The organism is Helicobacter enhydrae (assembly GCF_001693335.1).
Taxonomy (GTDB): Bacteria; Campylobacterota; Campylobacteria; order Campylobacterales; family Helicobacteraceae; genus Helicobacter_G; species Helicobacter_G enhydrae.
Map to the genome: position 1 here is coordinate 1,135,195 of NZ_CP016503.1, position 17,867 is coordinate 1,153,061.

30 protein-coding genes are annotated in these 17,867 nt (G+C 40.8%); 25 read left to right on the top strand and 5 right to left on the bottom strand.

Annotated elements, in window-relative coordinates:
- Positions 1–4: 4 nt before the first annotated feature.
- From rplB to rplQ, 25 genes are all read left to right on the top strand, one after another.
- Complete coding sequence (gene rplB, locus BBW65_RS05335; protein WP_066340734.1) at positions 5–832, top strand: 50S ribosomal protein L2; 828 nt, start codon at positions 5–7, stop codon at positions 830–832.
- Between the two features lie 9 nt (positions 833–841).
- Positions 842–1,123 carry a 30S ribosomal protein S19 gene (gene rpsS, locus BBW65_RS05340; RefSeq protein ID WP_066340737.1) on the top strand — a complete coding sequence of 94 codons (282 nt, stop codon included), beginning with the start codon at positions 842–844 and terminating at the stop codon, positions 1,121–1,123.
- Between the two features lie 11 nt (positions 1,124–1,134).
- Positions 1,135–1,485: a 50S ribosomal protein L22 gene (gene rplV / locus BBW65_RS05345; RefSeq protein ID WP_066340739.1), complete on the top strand. Its 351-nt coding sequence runs from the start codon at positions 1,135–1,137 to the stop codon at positions 1,483–1,485.
- Between the two features lies 1 nt (position 1,486).
- Positions 1,487–2,188 carry a 30S ribosomal protein S3 gene (rpsC, locus tag BBW65_RS05350; protein ID WP_066340749.1) on the top strand — a complete coding sequence of 234 codons (702 nt, stop codon included), beginning with the start codon at positions 1,487–1,489 and terminating at the stop codon, positions 2,186–2,188.
- 2 nt (positions 2,189–2,190) lie between these two features.
- Entirely contained in the window at positions 2,191–2,616 is a 426-nt protein-coding gene (gene rplP / locus BBW65_RS05355; protein WP_066340751.1) for a 50S ribosomal protein L16, read from the top strand.
- Positions 2,603–2,791, top strand: a complete 189-nt coding sequence (gene rpmC, locus BBW65_RS05360) for a 50S ribosomal protein L29 (protein WP_066340753.1) — start codon at positions 2,603–2,605, stop codon at positions 2,789–2,791. The genes rplP and rpmC overlap by 14 nt, the downstream gene beginning before the upstream one ends.
- A 3-nt stretch (positions 2,792–2,794) precedes the next feature.
- The gene (gene rpsQ / locus BBW65_RS05365) at positions 2,795–3,055 is read left to right on the top strand and encodes a 30S ribosomal protein S17 (RefSeq protein ID WP_066340754.1); all 261 of its coding nucleotides are present in this window, start codon (positions 2,795–2,797) and stop codon (positions 3,053–3,055) included.
- Between the two features lie 2 nt (positions 3,056–3,057).
- Positions 3,058–3,426, top strand: coding sequence for a 50S ribosomal protein L14 (gene rplN, locus BBW65_RS05370; protein WP_066340756.1), 369 nt, complete (start codon positions 3,058–3,060; stop codon positions 3,424–3,426).
- Entirely contained in the window at positions 3,426–3,656 is a 231-nt protein-coding gene (gene rplX / locus BBW65_RS05375) for a 50S ribosomal protein L24 (protein WP_066340757.1), read from the top strand. The genes rplN and rplX overlap by 1 nt, the downstream gene beginning before the upstream one ends.
- Position 3,657: 1 nt before the next feature.
- Positions 3,658–4,203 (top strand): 50S ribosomal protein L5, encoded by a 546-nt coding sequence (rplE, locus tag BBW65_RS05380; RefSeq protein ID WP_066340759.1) that lies wholly within the window; start codon positions 3,658–3,660, stop codon positions 4,201–4,203.
- A gap of 1 nt (position 4,204) precedes the next feature.
- On the top strand, positions 4,205–4,390 hold the full coding sequence (locus BBW65_RS05385) for a type Z 30S ribosomal protein S14 (RefSeq protein ID WP_066340761.1): 186 nt from the start codon (positions 4,205–4,207) through the stop codon (positions 4,388–4,390).
- A 10-nt stretch (positions 4,391–4,400) separates the two neighbouring features.
- Positions 4,401–4,796, top strand: a complete 396-nt coding sequence (gene rpsH / locus BBW65_RS05390) for a 30S ribosomal protein S8 (RefSeq protein WP_066340765.1) — start codon at positions 4,401–4,403, stop codon at positions 4,794–4,796.
- A gap of 10 nt (positions 4,797–4,806) precedes the next feature.
- The gene (gene rplF, locus BBW65_RS05395) at positions 4,807–5,343 is read left to right on the top strand and encodes a 50S ribosomal protein L6 (protein WP_066340770.1); all 537 of its coding nucleotides are present in this window, start codon (positions 4,807–4,809) and stop codon (positions 5,341–5,343) included.
- A gap of 9 nt (positions 5,344–5,352) precedes the next feature.
- The gene (gene rplR / locus BBW65_RS05400; protein ID WP_066340771.1) at positions 5,353–5,709 is read left to right on the top strand and encodes a 50S ribosomal protein L18; all 357 of its coding nucleotides are present in this window, start codon (positions 5,353–5,355) and stop codon (positions 5,707–5,709) included.
- Between the two features lie 9 nt (positions 5,710–5,718).
- Complete coding sequence (gene rpsE / locus BBW65_RS05405; protein WP_066340773.1) at positions 5,719–6,159, top strand: 30S ribosomal protein S5; 441 nt, start codon at positions 5,719–5,721, stop codon at positions 6,157–6,159.
- Between the two features lie 11 nt (positions 6,160–6,170).
- Positions 6,171–6,569: a 50S ribosomal protein L15 gene (gene rplO, locus BBW65_RS05410; RefSeq protein WP_066340774.1), complete on the top strand. Its 399-nt coding sequence runs from the start codon at positions 6,171–6,173 to the stop codon at positions 6,567–6,569.
- Positions 6,570–7,823, top strand: a complete 1,254-nt coding sequence (gene secY, locus BBW65_RS05415) for a preprotein translocase subunit SecY (RefSeq protein ID WP_066340775.1) — start codon at positions 6,570–6,572, stop codon at positions 7,821–7,823.
- Positions 7,823–8,584, top strand: a complete 762-nt coding sequence (gene map, locus BBW65_RS05420) for a type I methionyl aminopeptidase (protein ID WP_066340778.1) — start codon at positions 7,823–7,825, stop codon at positions 8,582–8,584. The genes secY and map overlap by 1 nt, the downstream gene beginning before the upstream one ends.
- Positions 8,584–8,802: a translation initiation factor IF-1 gene (gene infA / locus BBW65_RS05425; RefSeq protein WP_066340781.1), complete on the top strand. Its 219-nt coding sequence runs from the start codon at positions 8,584–8,586 to the stop codon at positions 8,800–8,802. Before map ends, infA begins: the two co-directional genes overlap by 1 nt.
- 123 nt (positions 8,803–8,925) lie before the next feature.
- Positions 8,926–9,039, top strand: a complete 114-nt coding sequence (gene rpmJ, locus BBW65_RS05430; RefSeq protein ID WP_066340782.1) for a 50S ribosomal protein L36 — start codon at positions 8,926–8,928, stop codon at positions 9,037–9,039.
- Positions 9,040–9,042: 3 nt separating this feature from the next.
- Positions 9,043–9,405 (top strand): 30S ribosomal protein S13, encoded by a 363-nt coding sequence (gene rpsM, locus BBW65_RS05435; RefSeq protein ID WP_027326679.1) that lies wholly within the window; start codon positions 9,043–9,045, stop codon positions 9,403–9,405.
- Between the two features lie 11 nt (positions 9,406–9,416).
- The gene (gene rpsK / locus BBW65_RS05440) at positions 9,417–9,806 is read left to right on the top strand and encodes a 30S ribosomal protein S11 (protein ID WP_066340785.1); all 390 of its coding nucleotides are present in this window, start codon (positions 9,417–9,419) and stop codon (positions 9,804–9,806) included.
- 10 nt (positions 9,807–9,816) lie between these two features.
- A complete protein-coding gene (gene rpsD / locus BBW65_RS05445) occupies positions 9,817–10,443 on the top strand; it encodes a 30S ribosomal protein S4 (RefSeq protein ID WP_066340787.1) in 627 nt (208 codons plus the stop codon).
- 15 nt (positions 10,444–10,458) lie between these two features.
- Positions 10,459–11,472: a DNA-directed RNA polymerase subunit alpha gene (locus BBW65_RS05450; RefSeq protein WP_066340790.1), complete on the top strand. Its 1,014-nt coding sequence runs from the start codon at positions 10,459–10,461 to the stop codon at positions 11,470–11,472.
- Positions 11,473–11,475: 3 nt separating this feature from the next.
- Positions 11,476–11,826 carry a 50S ribosomal protein L17 gene (gene rplQ, locus BBW65_RS05455; protein WP_066340793.1) on the top strand — a complete coding sequence of 117 codons (351 nt, stop codon included), beginning with the start codon at positions 11,476–11,478 and terminating at the stop codon, positions 11,824–11,826.
- A 23-nt stretch (positions 11,827–11,849) separates the two neighbouring features.
- Here the strand turns inward: rplQ and BBW65_RS05460 are convergent, their stop codons facing one another.
- The 5 genes from BBW65_RS05460 to BBW65_RS05480 are packed head-to-tail and all read right to left on the bottom strand — an operon-like array spanning position 11,850 to position 17,825.
- The gene (locus tag BBW65_RS05460; protein ID WP_066340796.1) at positions 11,850–13,040 is read right to left on the bottom strand and encodes a type II secretion system F family protein; all 1,191 of its coding nucleotides are present in this window, start codon (positions 13,038–13,040) and stop codon (positions 11,850–11,852) included.
- Complete coding sequence (locus BBW65_RS05465; protein ID WP_066340799.1) at positions 13,037–14,422, bottom strand: GspE/PulE family protein; 1,386 nt, start codon at positions 14,420–14,422, stop codon at positions 13,037–13,039. The genes BBW65_RS05460 and BBW65_RS05465 overlap by 4 nt, the downstream gene beginning before the upstream one ends.
- The gene (gene mshL, locus BBW65_RS05470) at positions 14,412–15,887 is read right to left on the bottom strand and encodes a pilus (MSHA type) biogenesis protein MshL (RefSeq protein ID WP_066340802.1); all 1,476 of its coding nucleotides are present in this window, start codon (positions 15,885–15,887) and stop codon (positions 14,412–14,414) included. The genes BBW65_RS05465 and mshL overlap by 11 nt, the downstream gene beginning before the upstream one ends.
- On the bottom strand, positions 15,884–16,693 hold the full coding sequence (locus BBW65_RS05475) for a hypothetical protein (RefSeq protein WP_066340805.1): 810 nt from the start codon (positions 16,691–16,693) through the stop codon (positions 15,884–15,886). Before BBW65_RS05475 ends, mshL begins: the two co-directional genes overlap by 4 nt.
- On the bottom strand, positions 16,656–17,825 hold the full coding sequence (locus tag BBW65_RS05480) for a hypothetical protein (protein ID WP_066340808.1): 1,170 nt from the start codon (positions 17,823–17,825) through the stop codon (positions 16,656–16,658). Before BBW65_RS05480 ends, BBW65_RS05475 begins: the two co-directional genes overlap by 38 nt.
- Between the last annotated feature and the right edge of the window lie 42 nt (positions 17,826–17,867).

The following is a 17,867-nucleotide window of genomic DNA, read 5'->3' on the forward strand; positions in this document are numbered from 1 at the left end:
TTAGATGGCAATTAAAACTTACAAACCCTATACGCCAAGCCGGCGTTTTATGTCCAATCTTAGTTCCAAGGACATTACATCAAAACCAAGCGTGAGAAGTTTGCTTGTCAAGCTTCCAGTCAGTGCAGGAAGAAACAACAATGGACGCATCACAAGTCGTCACAAAGAGGGTGGAGCAAAAAAACTTTATAGAATCATTGACTTCAAACGCAATAAGTTTAATATCGAAGGCAAAGTCGCAGCTATCGAGTATGATCCTTATAGAAATTGTCGCATTGCTTTGGTGGTTTATCCAGATGGCGAGAAACGCTATATTATCCGCCCAAGTGCTTTGAATGTAGGTGATAGCGTTTTGTCTGCAGAGGGTGGTCTAGACATCAAAGTGGGTTTTGCAATGAAGCTCAAAAATATTCCTATCGGAACCATTGTGCATAATATCGAGATGCACCCGGGAGCAGGTGGGCAACTTGCAAGGAGTGCAGGAGCAAGTGCACAAATTATGGGGCGTGAAGGCAAATACACAACTCTCAGAATGCCAAGTGGCGAGATGAGATACATTCTTGATGAGTGTATGGCAACTGTCGGTGTTGTGGGCAATGAAGATTTTATCAATATTAGCATTGGTAAAGCAGGACGCAATCGTCACAGAGGGATTCGTCCTCAGACAAGAGGTAGTGCGATGAACCCAGTGGATCACCCACATGGTGGTGGTGAAGGTAAGACGGGCTCTAGTGGTCATCCAGTTTCTCCGTGGGGGACACCAGCGAAGGGCTACAAAACTAGACGCAAAAAAGCAAGCGATCGCTTAATTATCTCTAGAAGAAAAAAGTAAGGAAGAAAAATGGCTAGATCAGTAAAAAAAGGTCCTTTTGTTGATGAGAGCTTGATGAAAAAAGTTCTCAAAGCAAAAGAAACAAAAGATAGCAAACCAATTAAAACTTGGTCACGCAGAAGTATGGTTTTGCCCGATATGATCGGACTGACTTTTAATGTTCATAATGGTCGTGCATTTGTGCCTGTATATGTGACAGAAAACCATGTGGGATATAAGCTTGGTGAATTTGCACCTACACGCACTTTTAAAGGACACAAAGGTAGTGTCCAAAAGAAAATCGGTAAGTAAGGGAGAGAGAAATGAGTAAAGCATTATTGAGATACATTCGACTTTCTCCTACAAAAGCTAGATTGGTAGCTAGGGAGGTGCAAGGAATGAATGCAGAACTTGCACTTGCAAGTCTTGAATTCACTCCAAACAAAGCAGCAAAGATCATTGCCAAAGTGATTGCGTCAGCTGTTGCAAACGGAGGTTATGAGCCTCAATCTGTGATTGTGAAATCTTGTAGAGTGGATGCAGGTCCAGTGCTAAGAAGATTTATGCCAAGAGCAAGAGGAAGAGCCACACCTATTCGCAAACCAACTTCTCATATTTTGGTAGAAGTGGCAATGGCTTCTAAAGAGAAAAAAATGAAGAAAGAGGGCAAGTAAGATGGGACAAAAAGTTAATCCGATTGGTTTAAGACTAGGAATTAATAGAAATTGGACTTCAAGATGGTTTCCAGGTTCTCAAATTACTCCTAGTAGTATTTTGGAAGATCACAAGATCAGAAAGTTCTTGAAAAAGGAACTTTATTATGCAGGTGTTAGTGAGATTATCATCGAAAAAGCGGCAAAAAAATTGAGAGTGACTGTTGTTGCTGCACGACCAGGGCTTATCATTGGCAAAAAGGGTGCAGATATTGAAAAAGTCAAAGAAACCCTCAAAAAGATTGTGCAAAAAGAAGTAGCAATCAACATCAAAGAAGTGAAGCGTCCTCAAGCTGATGCTCAACTTGCAGCAGAAAGCGTAGCTACTCAACTTGAGCGTCGTGTTGCTTTTAGGCGTGCGATGAAAAAGGTAATGCAAGCAGCGATGAAATCTGGTGCCAAGGGTATCAAAGTCAAAGTTTCAGGTCGTTTGGCAGGAGCTGAAATGGCTAGGACAGAGTGGTATATGGAAGGAAGAGTGCCTCTCCATACACTTAGAGCCAAGATTGATTATGGCTTTGCAGAGGCGATGACAACTTATGGAATCATTGGTGTTAAAGTTTGGATTTTCAAAGGTGAAGTGCTTCACAAGGGAATCCAAGTAGAGAAAAAGGAAGAGGCAACAAGAGAAGAGCGCCCAAAAACTAGAAGAGGGAGACAATAATCATGTTGATGCCAAAACGAACAAAATATAGAAAACAACAAAAAGGACGCAACAGAGGGAAGTCTTTTAGGGGTTGCAACCTTGCTTTTGGAAATATTGGGATTAAAGCAGTAGAGCACGGCAGAATCGATTCGCGTCAGATTGAAGCCGCAAGGATTGCGATGACCCGTCATATCAAAAGAGCAGGTAAGGTTTGGATTCGTGTATTCCCTGATAAGCCTTTGACAGCCAAGCCTCTTGAAACAAGGATGGGTAAAGGTAAGGGCGCAGTGGATAAGTGGGTGATGAACATTAAACCCGGAAGAATCATTTATGAAATGATTGGGATTGATGAGGCAACAGCTAGAGATGCTTTGGCATTGGCTCAAAGCAAATTGCCTTTCAAAACAAAAATTGTAACTAGTGAGAGTGAAAATGAAATTTATTGATTTGAAAGAGAAAAGCAGCAAGGAGCTCAATGAGCTTCTTAAGGAGAAAAAAACAGCGTTGTTTGAGCTTAAGCTCAAACTCAAAACAATGCAATTGACTAACCCTAGTGAAATCAAAGGTGTTCGCAAAGATATCGCTAGAATCAATACTGCCATTAGTGCAAAAAAGGATTAATAGATGATCGCCAAAGAACCACATAAAAGAATTATTCAGGGAAAAGTCGTAAGCAAGGCAGGGGATAAAAGTGTTGTGATTTTGGTGGAGCGTAAAGTGGTCCATCCAAAATACCGCAAGATTGTTAAAAGGTTTAAGAAATACACTATTCACGATGAAAACAATAGTGTCAAAGTCGGCGATGTGATTAGCGCTATTGAGTGCAAGCCTATCTCAAAGACAAAAACTTTTAACTTGCAAAATATTGTTTCTGTAGGAGTGTAATTATGATTCAAAGTTTTACTCGATTGAATGTTGCAGACAATAGTGGTGCAAAAGAGATTATGTGTATCAAGGTTTTGGGTGGAAGTCATCGACGCTATGCCACTGTTGGAGATGTCATTGTGGCATCTGTAAAAAAAGCCATTCCAAATGGAAAGGTCAAAAAAGGTCAAGTGGTCAAAGCTGTCGTTGTGCGAACCAAAAAGGAAATCCAAAGAGAAGATGGCTCTCTTGTGCGTTTTGATGATAATGCAGCTGTTATCTTGGATGCGAAGCGTGAGCCAATCGGAACAAGGATTTTTGGTCCAGTTAGTAGAGAAGTGCGATATGCCAATTTTATGAAGATCGTATCGTTAGCTCCGGAGGTATTGTAGTGGTAAAGTTTAAAATTAAAAAGGGCGACACAGTCAAAGTGATCGCTGGTGATGATAAAGGAAAAAGCGGAAAGGTGCTATTTGTCTATCCCAAAACGGCACAAGTTGTTGTTGAGGGTTGCAAAATGGTCAAAAAAGCAATCAAGCCAACAGAGGAGAATCCCAAAGGTGGCTTTGTTTCAAAAGAAGCTCCAATGAGCATTTCAAATGTCAAGAAAGAGGAGCTCTAAGATGTATGGTTTGAGAAGTTTATATCAAAATGAAATTAAGCAAAAATTGGTGCAAGAATTGGATATCAAAAATCCTATGCTGACTCCAAAACTTGAAAAGATTGTGATTAGCGTGGGTGCAGGTGAGTATGCCAAAGATATGAAGATTATGCAAAATATTGCAGATACGATTTCAATCATCGCAGGGCAAAAAGCAGTGATCACAAAGGCAAAAAAATCCGTTGCTGGATTCAAGATGAGAGAGGGAATGCCTATGGGTGTCAAAGTAACCCTTAGAGGCAATATGATGTATAACTTTTTGGAAAAACTCATTGTGATCTCGCTTCCTAGAGTGAAAGACTTTAGAGGTGTGTCTCGCAATGGTTTTGATGGAAGAGGAAATTATAGTTTTGGTTTGAATGAGCAGTTGATGTTCCCTGAAGTTGTTTATGATGACATTATGGTAAGTCACGGAATGAATATCACTTTTATCACTTCAACAAATAGCGATAAGGAAGCATTCAAGTTGCTCGAGCTTCTTGGAATGCCTTTTGCAAAAGGAAAGTAAGATGGCAAAAAAATCAATGATCGCAAAAGCGGGAAGAAAAGCAAAATTTAGCGCAAGAGCATACACACGATGTCAAGTTTGTGGCAGACCTCATTCGGTTTATCGAGATTTTGGATTGTGCAGAGTGTGCTTGAGAAAAATGGGCAACGAAGGGCTGATCCCAGGTCTTCGTAAGGCAAGTTGGTAAGGAGATAAAAATGGTCAATGATATTATTGCAGATTCTCTGACAAGGATTCGAAATGCTTCAATGAGACGATTGGAGCATACAACTTTATATTATGCAAAGATTGTAGTTTCAATTTTGGAAGTTTTCAAAGCAAAAGGTTTCATTAAAGATTATAGAGTGAATGACAAAGAAGGAAAGCAAAGCATCAGTGTGCAGCTTGCTTATGATGAGCGAGGCTATAGTGTCATTAGTGAAGTGAAGCGTATCAGCAAACCGGGTCGTCGCGTCTATAAAAGTCGCAATGAGCTTAAGCGTTTCAAAAATGGTTATGGAACGATTGTGGTTAGCACTTCCAAAGGTGTGATTGCAAATGAAGATGCTTACAAAGCCAATGTTGGTGGCGAAGCCCTTTGCAGTATTTGGTAAGGAGTAAAGTATGTCAAGAGTTGGAAAACGACCTATCAACATTCCTTCAGGCGTGAGCGTGAGTGTTGAGGGAAGCAAAATTATTTTTAAAAATTCTAAAATTTCAAAAGAGCTTGAAACTTTTGGGCGTGTAGTGATTGAAAATTCAAACGAGGCTTTGAGTTTCCAGCCCATCAATGGAGAGGCACAATCTAGGGCTTATTGGGGGACTTATCGTGCTTTGGCTAACAATATCGTGATTGGGCTTAGTCAAGGCTTTTCAAAAGTGCTTGAAATCAATGGTGTGGGGTATAGAGCAAGTGTGTCAGGAAAAGTTTTGGAGCTTGCGTTGGGATTTTCACATCCTGTGAAGTATGACATTCCTGAAGGTGTGGAAATGAGTGTGGATAAAAACACGATTACCATCAAGGGAAGTGATAAGCAACAAATTGGACAAATTGCTGCTGAGATCCGTGAGTTTAGACCACCTGAGCCTTATAAGGGCAAAGGGATTAAGTATAGTGATGAAGTCATCATTAGAAAAGCTGGAAAAACTGCTAAGAAATAAGGGTAGGCTATGACAAATAAAGTATTAGAGCAAAAGAAAAGATTGCGATTAAAGAGAAAAATGAGAGTGAGAGGTTCTATTTTTGGAATCTCCTCCAAACCAAGAGTGAGTATTTTTCGTTCCAATCGTTACTTGTATGCACAAGCGATTGATGATTGCAATGGCACAACGCTTGCAAGTGTAGATGGAAGAAAAATGGGATTAGGCAATAATAAAGAAAACGCCAAAGAGGTTGCAAAGGCATTTGCAGAAACTTTGAAGAAAAATCAGATTTCTGAAGTTGTTTTTGATCGTAATGGTTATCTTTATCACGGGGTTGTTTCTGCTTTTGCAGATTCTTTACGCGAAAATGGAATCACTCTATAAAGGATGGGTATGGAAATTAATCGAGAAGAATTTAGTGAAGTTGTTGTAAATATTGGAAGAGTTACCAAAGTTGTGAAAGGTGGGCGTAGATTTCGTTTCAATGCTCTTGTTGTGGTTGGCAATAAAAATGGACTTGTAGGCTTTGGTTTGGGCAAAGCAAAAGAAGTGCCTGATGCGATCAAAAAAGCGATTGATGATGCTTTTAAAAACATCATTCAAGTCAATGTTAAAGGCACAACAATCGCTCATGATATTGAGCACAAATACAATGCAAGTAAGATTTTGTTGAAACCTGCAAGCGAGGGAACCGGAGTCATTGCCGGTGGTTCTGCGCGCCCAGTGATAGAACTTGCAGGAATCAAAGATATTTTGACAAAATCTTTGGGATCAAACAATCCTTACAATGTTGTTAGAGCGACTATTGATGCTTTGGCAAAGATTAAAGCCTAAGGAGCAAGAATATGTTAGAGCAAATTAAACCTGCAAAAGGAAGCACAAAAGAAATCAAGCGTGTAGGAAGAGGTCAAGGGAGCGGAATGGGGAAGACTTCTACGCGTGGCGGAAAAGGTCAAACTGCACGGACAGGTTATAAGGCAAAGCGAGGATTTGAAGGAGGACAACAACCACTTCAAAGAAGACTTCCTAAAGTTGGATTTAACTCAAGAGTTGAGAAGCCCTATGTGATCAATACCGCAAAAAGCGACGCAGTTTTGGCATTGGAAGAGATTACTTTGGAGAGCTTGAGAGCAATCTATAGATTCCCTCTTTATGTAACCAAAGTTAAATTGATTGGAGAACAAGCATCTTCTTTGGCTTTTAAGATTAAAGATGAGAGAGTAAGAGTAACTAAGGCACAATAAATGAATAAAAAAATTGTCGATAAGATTCTCATCACTCTTTTATTCCTCTTTTTGTATCGCCTGCTGGCTTATGTTCCTGTGCCAGGGGTGGATATTGCAGAAATCAAACGATTTTTTGATCAAAATGCCAACAATGCACTCGGGCTTTTTAATATGTTTAGCGGAAATGCTGTGGAGCGTTTGAGTATCATTTCTTTGGGGGTTATGCCTTATATTACTGCTTCAATTATTATGGAACTTTTGGCTGCGACATTTCCAAATATTGGCAAACTCAAAAAAGAGAGAGACGGGATACAGAAATACACTCAAATCATCAAGTATGCAACGATAGTCATCACCATTATTCAATCCATCAGCGTTTCTTTTGGTTTGAGAAGTATGGGCGATGGGGGAGTGATTACCATCGATATGACAAGCTTTGTGGTCATATCAACATTTTCAATGCTTGCAGGCACAATGCTTTTGCTTTGGATTGGTGAGCAAATCACCCAAAGAGGTGTGGGGAATGGTGTGAGTTTGATTATTTTTGCGGGGATTGTATCGGCTATCCCATCAGGGATTAAGGCACTTTTTGAGCTTGTGAATACCGGACAGCTGAATTGGTTGAGCTTGTTGGCGATTTTGGCTGTGATGCTAGGGACTATTTTTGTGATTTTGTATATGGAGCTCTCAGAACGCAGGATCCCTGTGTCCTATGCGAGAAAGGTAGTCATGCAAAACCAAAACAAACGCATTATGAACTACATTCCTATTAAGGTTAATTTGAGTGGAGTGATTCCTGCGATTTTTGCTTCGGCTCTTTTGATTTTTCCCGCAACGATTTTGCAGAGTTCTAGCAATCCCTATTTGCTCAAAATTGCTGATTGGATTAATCCTAGTGGCTATCTCTACAACATTTTGATGTTTTTGTTTGTCATATTTTTTGCTTTTTTCTATGCTTCCATTGTTTTTAATTCCAAGGATATTGCAGAAAATCTCAAAAAACAAGGTGGGTTTATCCCGGGATTACGACCAGGTGAGGGGACAACTGGATTTTTGAATGATGTGGTGAGCAATCTGACTTTTTGGGGAGCGCTTTATTTGGCATTGATTTCTACTTTACCTTGGATTATTTTGAAAGCAATGGGTTTGCCATTTCATTTTGGCGGCACCGCTGTGTTGATTGTTGTTCAAGTGGCAATGGATACAATGAGAAAAGTAGAGGCACAAGCCTATATGGACAAATACAAAATGCTTAGTGCAACAGGTCTTTGATGGCAATCGCGATCCGCAAAACATCTGAAATTGAGAAATTATCTCAATCTGCAGATATTGTTGCACAGGCGTTGAGCAAGGCGCGCCACTCTGCATCCGTGGGAATGAGTTTGCTTGAACTGGATACTTTGATTGAAGATAGCATTCGCTCCTGTGGTGCAAAACCCGCATTCAAAGGCTTGTATGGTTTTCCAAACTCTGCTTGTTTGTCTCTTAATTCCGTAGTGATACACGGGATCCCCACAGATTATAAATTGCAAGATGGAGATATTTTGGGGATTGATGTTGGGGCAGAAAAAGATGGCTTTTTTGGAGATGCAGCGATTACTATAGGGATAGGCAAAATCGCACCAAAAGATCACGAGCTGATCGCTTGTTCCAAAAACACACTTTTGGAAGCGATCCAAGAGATTAGAGCAGGAATGCATTTCAAAGAATTGAGCCAAATGCTAGAGGCGTTGATTAGGGGGTATGGCTATGTGCCATTACGCGATTATTGTGGGCATGGCATTGGTCGCAAACCACACGAAGATCCACAGATTCCAAATTATTTAGAGTATGGCAGTGCCAAATCTGGACCAAAGATTCAAAATGGAATGGTGTTTTGTATTGAGCCTATGATTTGTCAAAAAAGTGGAGAGCCGGTCGTGTTGGAAGATGGGTGGTCTGTGGTTTCAAAGGACGGGCTAAACACAAGCCATTATGAGCACATGGTTGCTATTATCGATGGCAGAGCAAAAATTTTATCAGAGGAGAAATGATGGCAAAAGATGATGTCATTGAGATTGATGGGAAAGTGATTGAAGTGTTGCCAAATGCGACTTTTAGGGTAGAGCTTGATAATGGGCATATCGTTTTGTGTCATATTGCTGGAAAAATGAGAATGCACTATATCAAGATCCTTCTTGGCGATCGTGTCAAGATCGAGCTAACCCCTTATAGTTTGGATAAGGGACGCATCACTTTTAGATACAAATAATAAGAAATTTGCAAGTTTTTGGATAAAAACCCTTAGTTTTGGGTATAATCCAAAGCTTATATTGTCTAGAATTTAGGCTCTATAAATCACTTTTTACATCACTAGATTTGAAGGAGGATGTTAATGAAAGTAAGACCATCGGTCAAAAAAATGTGTGATAAATGTAAAGTTATCAAGAGAAAAGGCGTGATCAGAGTAATCTGTTCAACTCCAAAACATAAACAAAGACAAGGATAAAGTATGGCTAGGATTGCTGGTGTAGATTTGCCAAAAAAGAAAAGAGTTGAGTATGCACTCACATACATTTATGGTATTGGACTTAAGAGTTCAAGGGATATCCTAAATTCCGTAAATATTTCTTTTGATAAGCGAGTTAATGATCTCAGCGAAGATGAAGTCTCTTTGATTGCCAAAAAGATTCAAGAGAGCTACATGGTTGAGGGTGATTTGCGTAAAAAAGTGACTATGGACATCAAGGCATTGATGGATTTAGGAAATTATAGAGGTCTGAGACACAGAAAAGGTCTTCCTGTTCGTGGACAAACAACAAAAAATAATGCCCGAACAAGAAAAGGCAAGAAGAAAACCGTAGGTAGCAAATAAAAGGAATTAGTATGGCAAAAAGAACGATAAAGAAAAAAGTTGTCAAAAAAAATATCGCTAGGGGTATTGTGTATATTTCTGCGACATTCAATAACACAAACATCACAGTGACAGATGAAGTGGGCAATGTCATTTGTTGGGCTACTGCGGGAGGCTTGGGCTTCAAAGGTTCCAAAAAATCAACGCCTTATGCGGCACAACAAGCAGTTGAGAGTGCAATGAGTAAGGCAAAAGAACATGGAATCAAAGAAGTCGGGATCAAGGTGCAAGGACCCGGAAGTGGTCGTGAGACTGCAGTCAAGAGCGTGGGAGCAATCGAGGGAATCAAGGTATTGTGGTTCAAAGACATTACGCCTCTTCCACACAATGGTTGCAGACCTCCAAAAAGAAGAAGAGTGTAAGGAGTAGCGTATGGCAAGATATAGAGGACCTGTTGAAAAAATTGAAAGAAGATTTGGCGTCTCTTTGGCATTGAAGGGTGAGCGTAGGCTTACGGGCAAAAGTGCTTTGGACAAGCGACCTTATGGACCAGGACAACACGGACAAAGACGCGGGAAGATTTCAGAGTATGGTTTGCAGTTGCGTGAGAAGCAAAAAGCCAAAATGATGTATGGTGTCAGTGAAAAGCAATTTAGAAGTTTGTTTAGAGAGGCTAATCGTATCGAGGGCAATACGGGAGCAAACCTTGTGCGCTTGATTGAGCAGCGTTTGGACAATGTGGTTTATCGTATGGGGTTTGCGACTACTAGACGCTTCGCACGCCAGCTTGTGACACACGGGCATATTTTGGTGAATGGCAAGCGTTTGGATATTCCATCTTATATGGTTCAGCCTGGACAAAAGATTGAAATCAAAGAAAAAAGTAAAAACAATGCACAAATCGTTCGTGCTTTGGAGCTTTCTGCACAAATCGCAACTCCTGAGTGGATTGATGTAGATAAAGACAAGAAGTTTGGAATCTTTACAAGATACCCAAATCGAGAAGAAGTCGTGATTCCAATTGAAGAGAGACTCATCGTTGAGTTGTATTCCAAATAATTTGAGGTGGCATTAATGAAAACGATTAAAACTACCCCTTATGTCCCTACGGATATTTCTGTAGAGGAGGTTGGAACCAATCACATCAGAATCACTGCACATCCATTTGAAACAGGATATGCGATCACTTTTGCACATCCTATCAGACGCCTTTTGATGTCTAGTTCTTTGGGCTTTGCTCCCATTGGGCTTCAGATCGAGGATGTGGCACATGAGTTTGATTCGATTCGTGGAATTGTTGAAGATGTTTCACAGCTTGTTGTCAATCTCAAGAAAATCCGCTTTTTTATTCCCAACAAAGAGGATAGTGAGCCTTTCAAAGCAAGTTATCAGTTCAAGGGAGAGCGTATTTTGCGTGCTGGTGATTTTGCTGTCGAGGGAATGGAAGTCAAAAATCCAGATTTATACATCGCCACAATCAATGAAGGTGCAGAACTCAATCTCACTCTTTTGATTCAGAGTGGGATCGGATATGTTCCAAGTGAAGACATTCGCGAGATATTGCCTCAAGGTTTTATTCCACTTGATGCGTTTTTCACGCCTGTCAAAAAAGTAACTTATGAAATTGAAAATGTTTTGGTAGAGGACAATCCAAACTACGAGCGTATTGTGTTTGATATTCAGACAGATGGACAGATTGACCCAATGCAAGCTTTTAAAAATGCGATTTTGGTGATGCATTCTCAAATGTCTGTATTTGGTGCAGACTTGTCTTTGGAAGCTCCAAACTTCTCATCAAAAAATAATGGTGAAGATAGTGCAGAGCTCAAAACTTTGATGATTAAGATTGATACTTTGAATTTGAGTGCAAGATGCTTCAATTGCCTTGATCGTGCAGGAATTTGCCATATTGGTGAGCTTGTGATCATGGAAGAGAGTGCGTTGAAGGGTATTAAAAATCTAGGTAAAAAATCTTATGATGAGATCACTGAAAAAATGGCAGAGCTTGGGTATCCTGTAGGCACAAAGCTTGCAGACAATACTATTGCACTATTTGAAAAGAAAATCAATAAATCTAAAAAGGATTAATGTATGAGACATAAGCACGGATATAGAAAACTTGGTAGAACTTCTTCTCACCGCAAGGCGTTGCTCAAAAATCTTGCAATCGCTTTGATCACGCATGAGAAGATTGAAACAGGAGTGTTCAAAGCAAAAGAATTGCAATCTTATATTGAAAAACTTATCACAACAGCAAGAGTGGGTGATTTTAATGCTCATCGTGCAGTTTTTGCATATTTGCAAGACAAGGTTGCAACAAAAAAACTTGTGCTTGACATTGCTCCACGCTATGCTGGGCGTAATGGGGGATATACAAAAATTCATCGCACAAGAATCAGACGCGGTGATGCTTCCATGATGGCACTGATCGAATTGGTGTAATGCCAATTTGTGCCTTCTAGGCTTCAAAAACTAATCAATTGATTCAAATCCTGCAAAGGCGTGAGAATAGCCAAAGCCAAAAACAATACAAAACCTCCCAAAACAATCGTAAGCATCGGCTCTAGATAAGCAATGTTTTGTTGGATATTGTCTTGTAGTTGATTTTTGTATTCTTTGGCACAAAGCTCCAAAATCTCTCCAAGATTCCCACTATTTTGACTGGTTGCAACAAGACTTAGCAGCAGAGGATCAAAAAACTTGCATTCTTGGAGTGCGTGGCTCAATGAGTTGCCATCTTCTAGGGATTGGAGTGCTTGAAAGAGGGTGTGGGATACAAAAGGATAGGGGATGAGTTTGATTGCATTGTGCAGGGCAAGATTGATGGGGATTTTTGCTTGATAAAACAACGATAAGCTAAGGAAAAATAGATAGCAAGTGTTTTGCTTCATGATTCCCCCAATCAATGGGATATGCCACAGAATCTTATAAATAAAATTCGCACTCCTGCCTTTGCGTAAAAAACTTAAATAGACACACGATCCCACACACACCCCTCCGCCAATGATCCACAAGAAGTTTTGAGAGATAGTGCGATGCAAATCAAAAAGAATCTGCGTATATAGCGGGACTGGAATGGAGTTTGTGCTAAAAATATCAATAAATTGTGGGATAAGTAGCTCCAAAAGAATAGCAAAAGCAAAGAAAATCGTTAGGATCAAAAAGAGGGGGTATCGGAAGGCTTTTTTGATGTTTTTGCGATAATGAAGTTGCTCTTGTTGGTAGAGGACGATCATTTCAAGGGTTTCGACCAAGCGATTGCTTTGGGCACCTATGCAGATGAGGTTGGTGGTGAGTGTCCCAAAAATATTTGCAAATGGCTCAAAGCTCTCGCCCAAACTCAAGCCATTGTTGAGGTGATTGTAGATGAGGTTTAGGGTGTGTGCCAAGCGTTGATTTTGGCAGTTGGTGATACTTGTATAAATCGCATCTTTGAGAGGCAAGTTGGCTTGAAGCATCAAAAAAAGCTGGTGGAAAAACAGCATAATGTGTTGTTGGGGAATTGGCGTGGGGAATTGTGGTGGGGCAATGCAGATGGAATGGGGGGCAATGTGGAAGTGTTTGATGGTGAGCAGTTTGGCTTCATCAAAGGAATGAGCATTGATGGTGTGCTGTTTTGTGCCTTGTGGTGTTAAAAGCGTGATGAGATATTTCATTTGCCCGCCACCCTAAACACTTCTTCTAGGCTTGTGAGTCCTTGAGCGGCTTTGTTGATTCCATCTTCTAGTAGGGTTTTGAAATGATGATGGGTGAGGTATTCTTGGATTTTTTCTTTGCTTGATCGTTGGGCGATGAGCTGTGTGAGTTGTGGCGTGATGTGTAGATTTTCCACAATCATTATGCGTCCGCTATATCCTGTGTTGTGGCATTTTTGGCACCCTTTGGGGGCAAAAAAGTGCTGATGGTTTGCGTTGGGTATCGATGGGGGATTGGAATCTATGATTTTGCAGTGGGGGCAAAGTTTTCTCACTAGACGCTGAGAGATGATGAGTTTGAGGACAGAGGCGATGAGGTAGGGTTTGGCTCCCATATCGATTAATCTTTCAATGCTACTGATGGCATCATTGGTGTGCAAAGTCGAGAGGACAAGATGCCCTGTGAGCGATGATCTGATTGCCAAAGAGAGGGTTTGTGTATCTCTGATTTCTCCTACCATAATGATGTCGGGATCTTGCCTTAGGATTGCTTTGAGGCTTTGGCTGAAACCAAAGCCATATTCTTCGTTGATGGCGACTTGTGTGAGCAGATCCAAATCATATTCGATTGGATCTTCAATCGTGATGATCTTTTTTTCTATGCTTTTGATTTCTTCAAGCATTGCATAGAGCGTGGTGCTTTTGCCACTACCTGTGGGACCTGTGACAAAAATCAAGCCACTTGGGGATTGGAGTGCAGATTGGATCGTAGAATCAAATCCAAGCTCTGTGAGATTGAGGAGTTTTGTGTTTTGGTTGAGGATGCGTATCACGATGGATTCGCCACTTTGTGTGGGGAGTGTTGAGATCCTAAAATCAAACTGAATGAGTGAAAACTTTTTGCAAAAGCGACCATCTTGTGCTTTGCGTTTTTCGTGAATGTCTAGATGAGCTTCTAGCTTGATTTTGGAGCTCAAAAGCAAAAATATCTCTTCATCAAAGTGAAAGATTTCCCTGATGATGCCATCGACGCGTATCCTCATCGTGGCTGTTGTGTTTTTGTGCTCTAGATGTATATCACTTGCAAGATGTTGGATACTGATCTCAAGCAAAAAATCCAAAAGCTCTGTGAGTGCGTCATTTTCCTCTTGTTTGATTTTGGTGATGATGGTTTGAAGTGCTTGATTGGTTTTGAGTGTTTCTAGCTTGAGCAAAAAGTCCTCTTGTGTGATTTGTGTCGCAAGAATGGGGAGATGCCTGAGGGGGATTGGCAAAAACTCTTTGAGGAGAGAGGGCGGATTTTTGCCCGTTGTCTCAATGTGGATCGCTGTATCAATCTCTTGGAGAATCATTTCTAGTTTCTCTGAAATAGATGTGTGGAGTTTGAATGCACTAAGATTCAAATCGAGCCTCCTTGATGAGGGTTTCAAGTTTTTCTTGGATTTTGGGATCTTGTTTGAAAGGCTGGTTGTGGGGTTGGATGATTTTGGGCGTGATGATGATGACCATTTCTTCTGTGTAATCTGTGTCCCATTTGTATCTGAAAAGCAAATTGAGCAAAGGGATGTCTCCTAGTATAGGGACTTTGTATTGCCTATTGCTTTTGAAATTGGAGATAAGTCCTCCAAGCACCACTTTTTGACCATTTTGGAGTTTGACAATCGATGAGAGTTGGTTGGTGGATAGATTGGGTGGGCTTTGGAGCGCGTTGGATTCGTTTTCGATAGAGGCGTTTTTGGTGCGTGTGATGGATGGATTGATTTTGAGGATGATTTCATCGTTTTGGATCGATGGAGTGATGTCGAGCAAAACCCCTGCGAAAATGCTAGGGTAGTTTTGGGTGGAGTTTTGGATATTGGCGTTGGAAGTATTGCTTTGGTAGATGAGCTGTTGGGAATAACGCAATACGCTACCGACAGAAATGATGGCGGGTTGATTGTTGAGGGTGAGGATTTTGGGATTGCTGAGGGAGCGTGTTTCACCATATTTTTCCAAAAACTCCACGATACGATTGAGATTGACCCCTTGAGAGAAGACATTGATTCCAAAATTGACTGAAGAGTTCTGAATCTGAAGCAAGCTAGGCAATTGGCTCGTTGCCCCTGTGAGTGCAATGTTGCCAAGATTGTAGAATTCATCCCAGTTGATTCCTGAAGTTTTGGATTTGCTGTGCTTGATGAGATAAATATGCACATCAATCAAAACTTGAGCGTGAGATTTTTTGTTGATGCGTTGGATATAGTCTTGTATGCGTTTGTGTTGGGCTTGTGTGGCTGTAATGGTGATGAGTCCTGCGTTTTTGTTGATGATGATGTTTGTGTTGTCTTGTTTGGGAGAGTGCCTATCTTCGGGGCGATAGAGCATTGCTTTGAGTTCTGTATCTAGTGTATTCCAAAAATCATTTTCATCCGTGCTAGAGATTTTTGTCCCACTTTTGCCATAGTTTGGTTGGGTGCCCTCTCCGCCAAAGGTTGATTGGGCATTGGATAGGTTTTGGGAAAAAATAATATCTGTATTGCTTGAGCTTTTTCTGAGCGTTGAAACATAGTTGAGATCATAGGTTTTGGATTGGAGCATTCCGATTTTTAACACTTTGTTTTTGAGGGTGAAAAACAAATCAAACTCTTGGATTAGGAGTTTGAGGACTTCATCTAGATTGAGATTCTTGAAAATAAGTCTAGGTTTGTTGTGGGTGAGAAAATCCTCTGCAAGTTTGTCTGTATAAATCAAGCTCAAATGGCATTTGTGTGCGACTTCTTCAAGGATCTCTGCAGATGTCAATGTGCCGTTGGTTTGGAGGTTGAAGTTTTTGCATTGACCTAGCAGGATCAGAGTGCATAATGCGTATATCCACAATATTTTTGTCATTTGAAGATTCCTTTGGAATGGAGTTTGAGCGTGATTGTGTGGTGTTTGGAGGTGAGTATCACGCTACTTCGTGTGATTTGCTGGATTGTGTATTCTCCTATACTTTCGCCATTTGAGAGCCACACTCCATTGATTTTTGCCCTAGAGTTCAAAATGGCTTCAAGAGAGAGTTTTGTCGTATTGTGTTTCTGCAGGCTCAAAATGTCTGTGATTTCATTTGGGGTGTATGAGAGTTGTTGGGGCAACTGAGGAATGGGGAGTGTTTGGAGCAGTTTGAGCTCCACTTCAAAGCGTTCTTGGGTGTATTGGAGTTGTGTGAGTTTGATGAGTGCTTGAATGTGGGTGAGATCTTGCAAAAAGTGCGTCACATTTCCTTTGATAAGAAGTTTGACACTTTGATTTTCTAGGATTTTGGATTGGATGATCTGAATGGATGGGAATAGCTCCAATAGCGAGTGGTATGAGGTGGTGTGGGATTCTAAAGCATTGATTTTTTGGAGGATTTGTTGGTGTAATGCTTGTTCTTGCTTGAGTGAATCTTGGATATTTTGCGGAGATGCACTTTTGTTTTGCAACGAGAGAATGAAGTCTTTTTCAAGTTTGGTTTGAAGCTTTAGGGCTTGGATTTGCTGTGTGGTATGCTCGATTTTGTAGTGCAAAGATGTCGCCATTGGCTCAATGGCATAGAAAAGAATAAGTGCAAAAACAATATAAAGAAGATAGATTTCTCTTGTGCTACGCGTGTTGAGCCATTGTGCCAAATAATCTTTAGTGCTTAAAAAGCTTGATATAAAAAAGTGTTTCATCTTTTTCCTTGTGGGTTTGCAGCAGTGTGATTTGTGTGTTTTTGAGCGAATGCTGGAAATCCATCAAATGCTCTTTGCTTGGGGCAAAGAGTTTGAGAAAAACCTCTTTGTGGGGGCTGATAGTTAGCTCTTGTATGGAGAGTTGTTTTTGGTGGATGAGGTTGATACATTCTAGCAGCCATTGTTGCCAAAGCCTATCGTTTTGGTGCGACCAAATCGCATAGAGTAGGGATAGATTGTCTTTTTTGAGATTCTCAAGTTGTGCCATTTGTGCAGAAATCTCTTGGAGGTTTTTTTGGGCAATCGATGTGTTTTGAATCGCCTCAGTTCTGTCTTGTTGGAGTGATTGGAGAGTGTTTGAGAGATGAAGGTGGTAGAGCCAAAGGCTTGAGGGGTAGATGATACACGCAAGAGAGGCGATATAGAGGAGCAATTTGGTGTATTTTGTTTGTCGGATTGGCGTGGTGTGCGTGTCTGTTTTTGCATTTGGGAGTGCTGTGTAAGTGAAATGCACTTCTTTGTTTGGTGGGAAATGGGCATAGCTCTCTTGGGAAAAAAGTAGAGAATAAGGCTTGATGGATACAGATAGTGGGGATTCTGGGGGTTGGGAGTTGTGGGGTGAGAGATAAAACACCTCTTTGAGCTGGTAGTCCAAAATAGTCTGGACATATTGGGTGGCAATCCACAAATCCTCGCTAGAGTGAATCGCTTTGTGATAAGAGAGGGCGTTGTTTTGATAAAAACAAAAAGCATAGTGTGTGTCATAGCCTATTAGGCAAGCTCCATCAGAGAGTAATGTCAATGGGAAAAACAGATCAAGGGTGGCGTATTGATAATGTTTGGGGAGGAAGTGTGTGGGGATAAAAAAGCATTGGAAGGTTTGCTGTGGCGTGGTGAAGTGGTTGAGAAGATAGGTTTGATCGGGCTTGAGGATGCCTTGCTGATAGGCTGTGAGCAGAAGCTCTTGCTTGAGGTATTTGAAATCGTTTGTTTTTAGCTCAAACTCTGCGTGGATGGCAGATTGGGAAGAGATGATGAGGTAAGAAGCTTTGGCTCTTGGAGGCGTGTTTGAATATGCAAAAGTGTCTTTGTGGATTCTAAAAAACCAAAACTGCGATTCTAAACTTTGCATCTAAGCACCCTCTGCAAGTATTTGCTTAGAGGGTAGCACAAG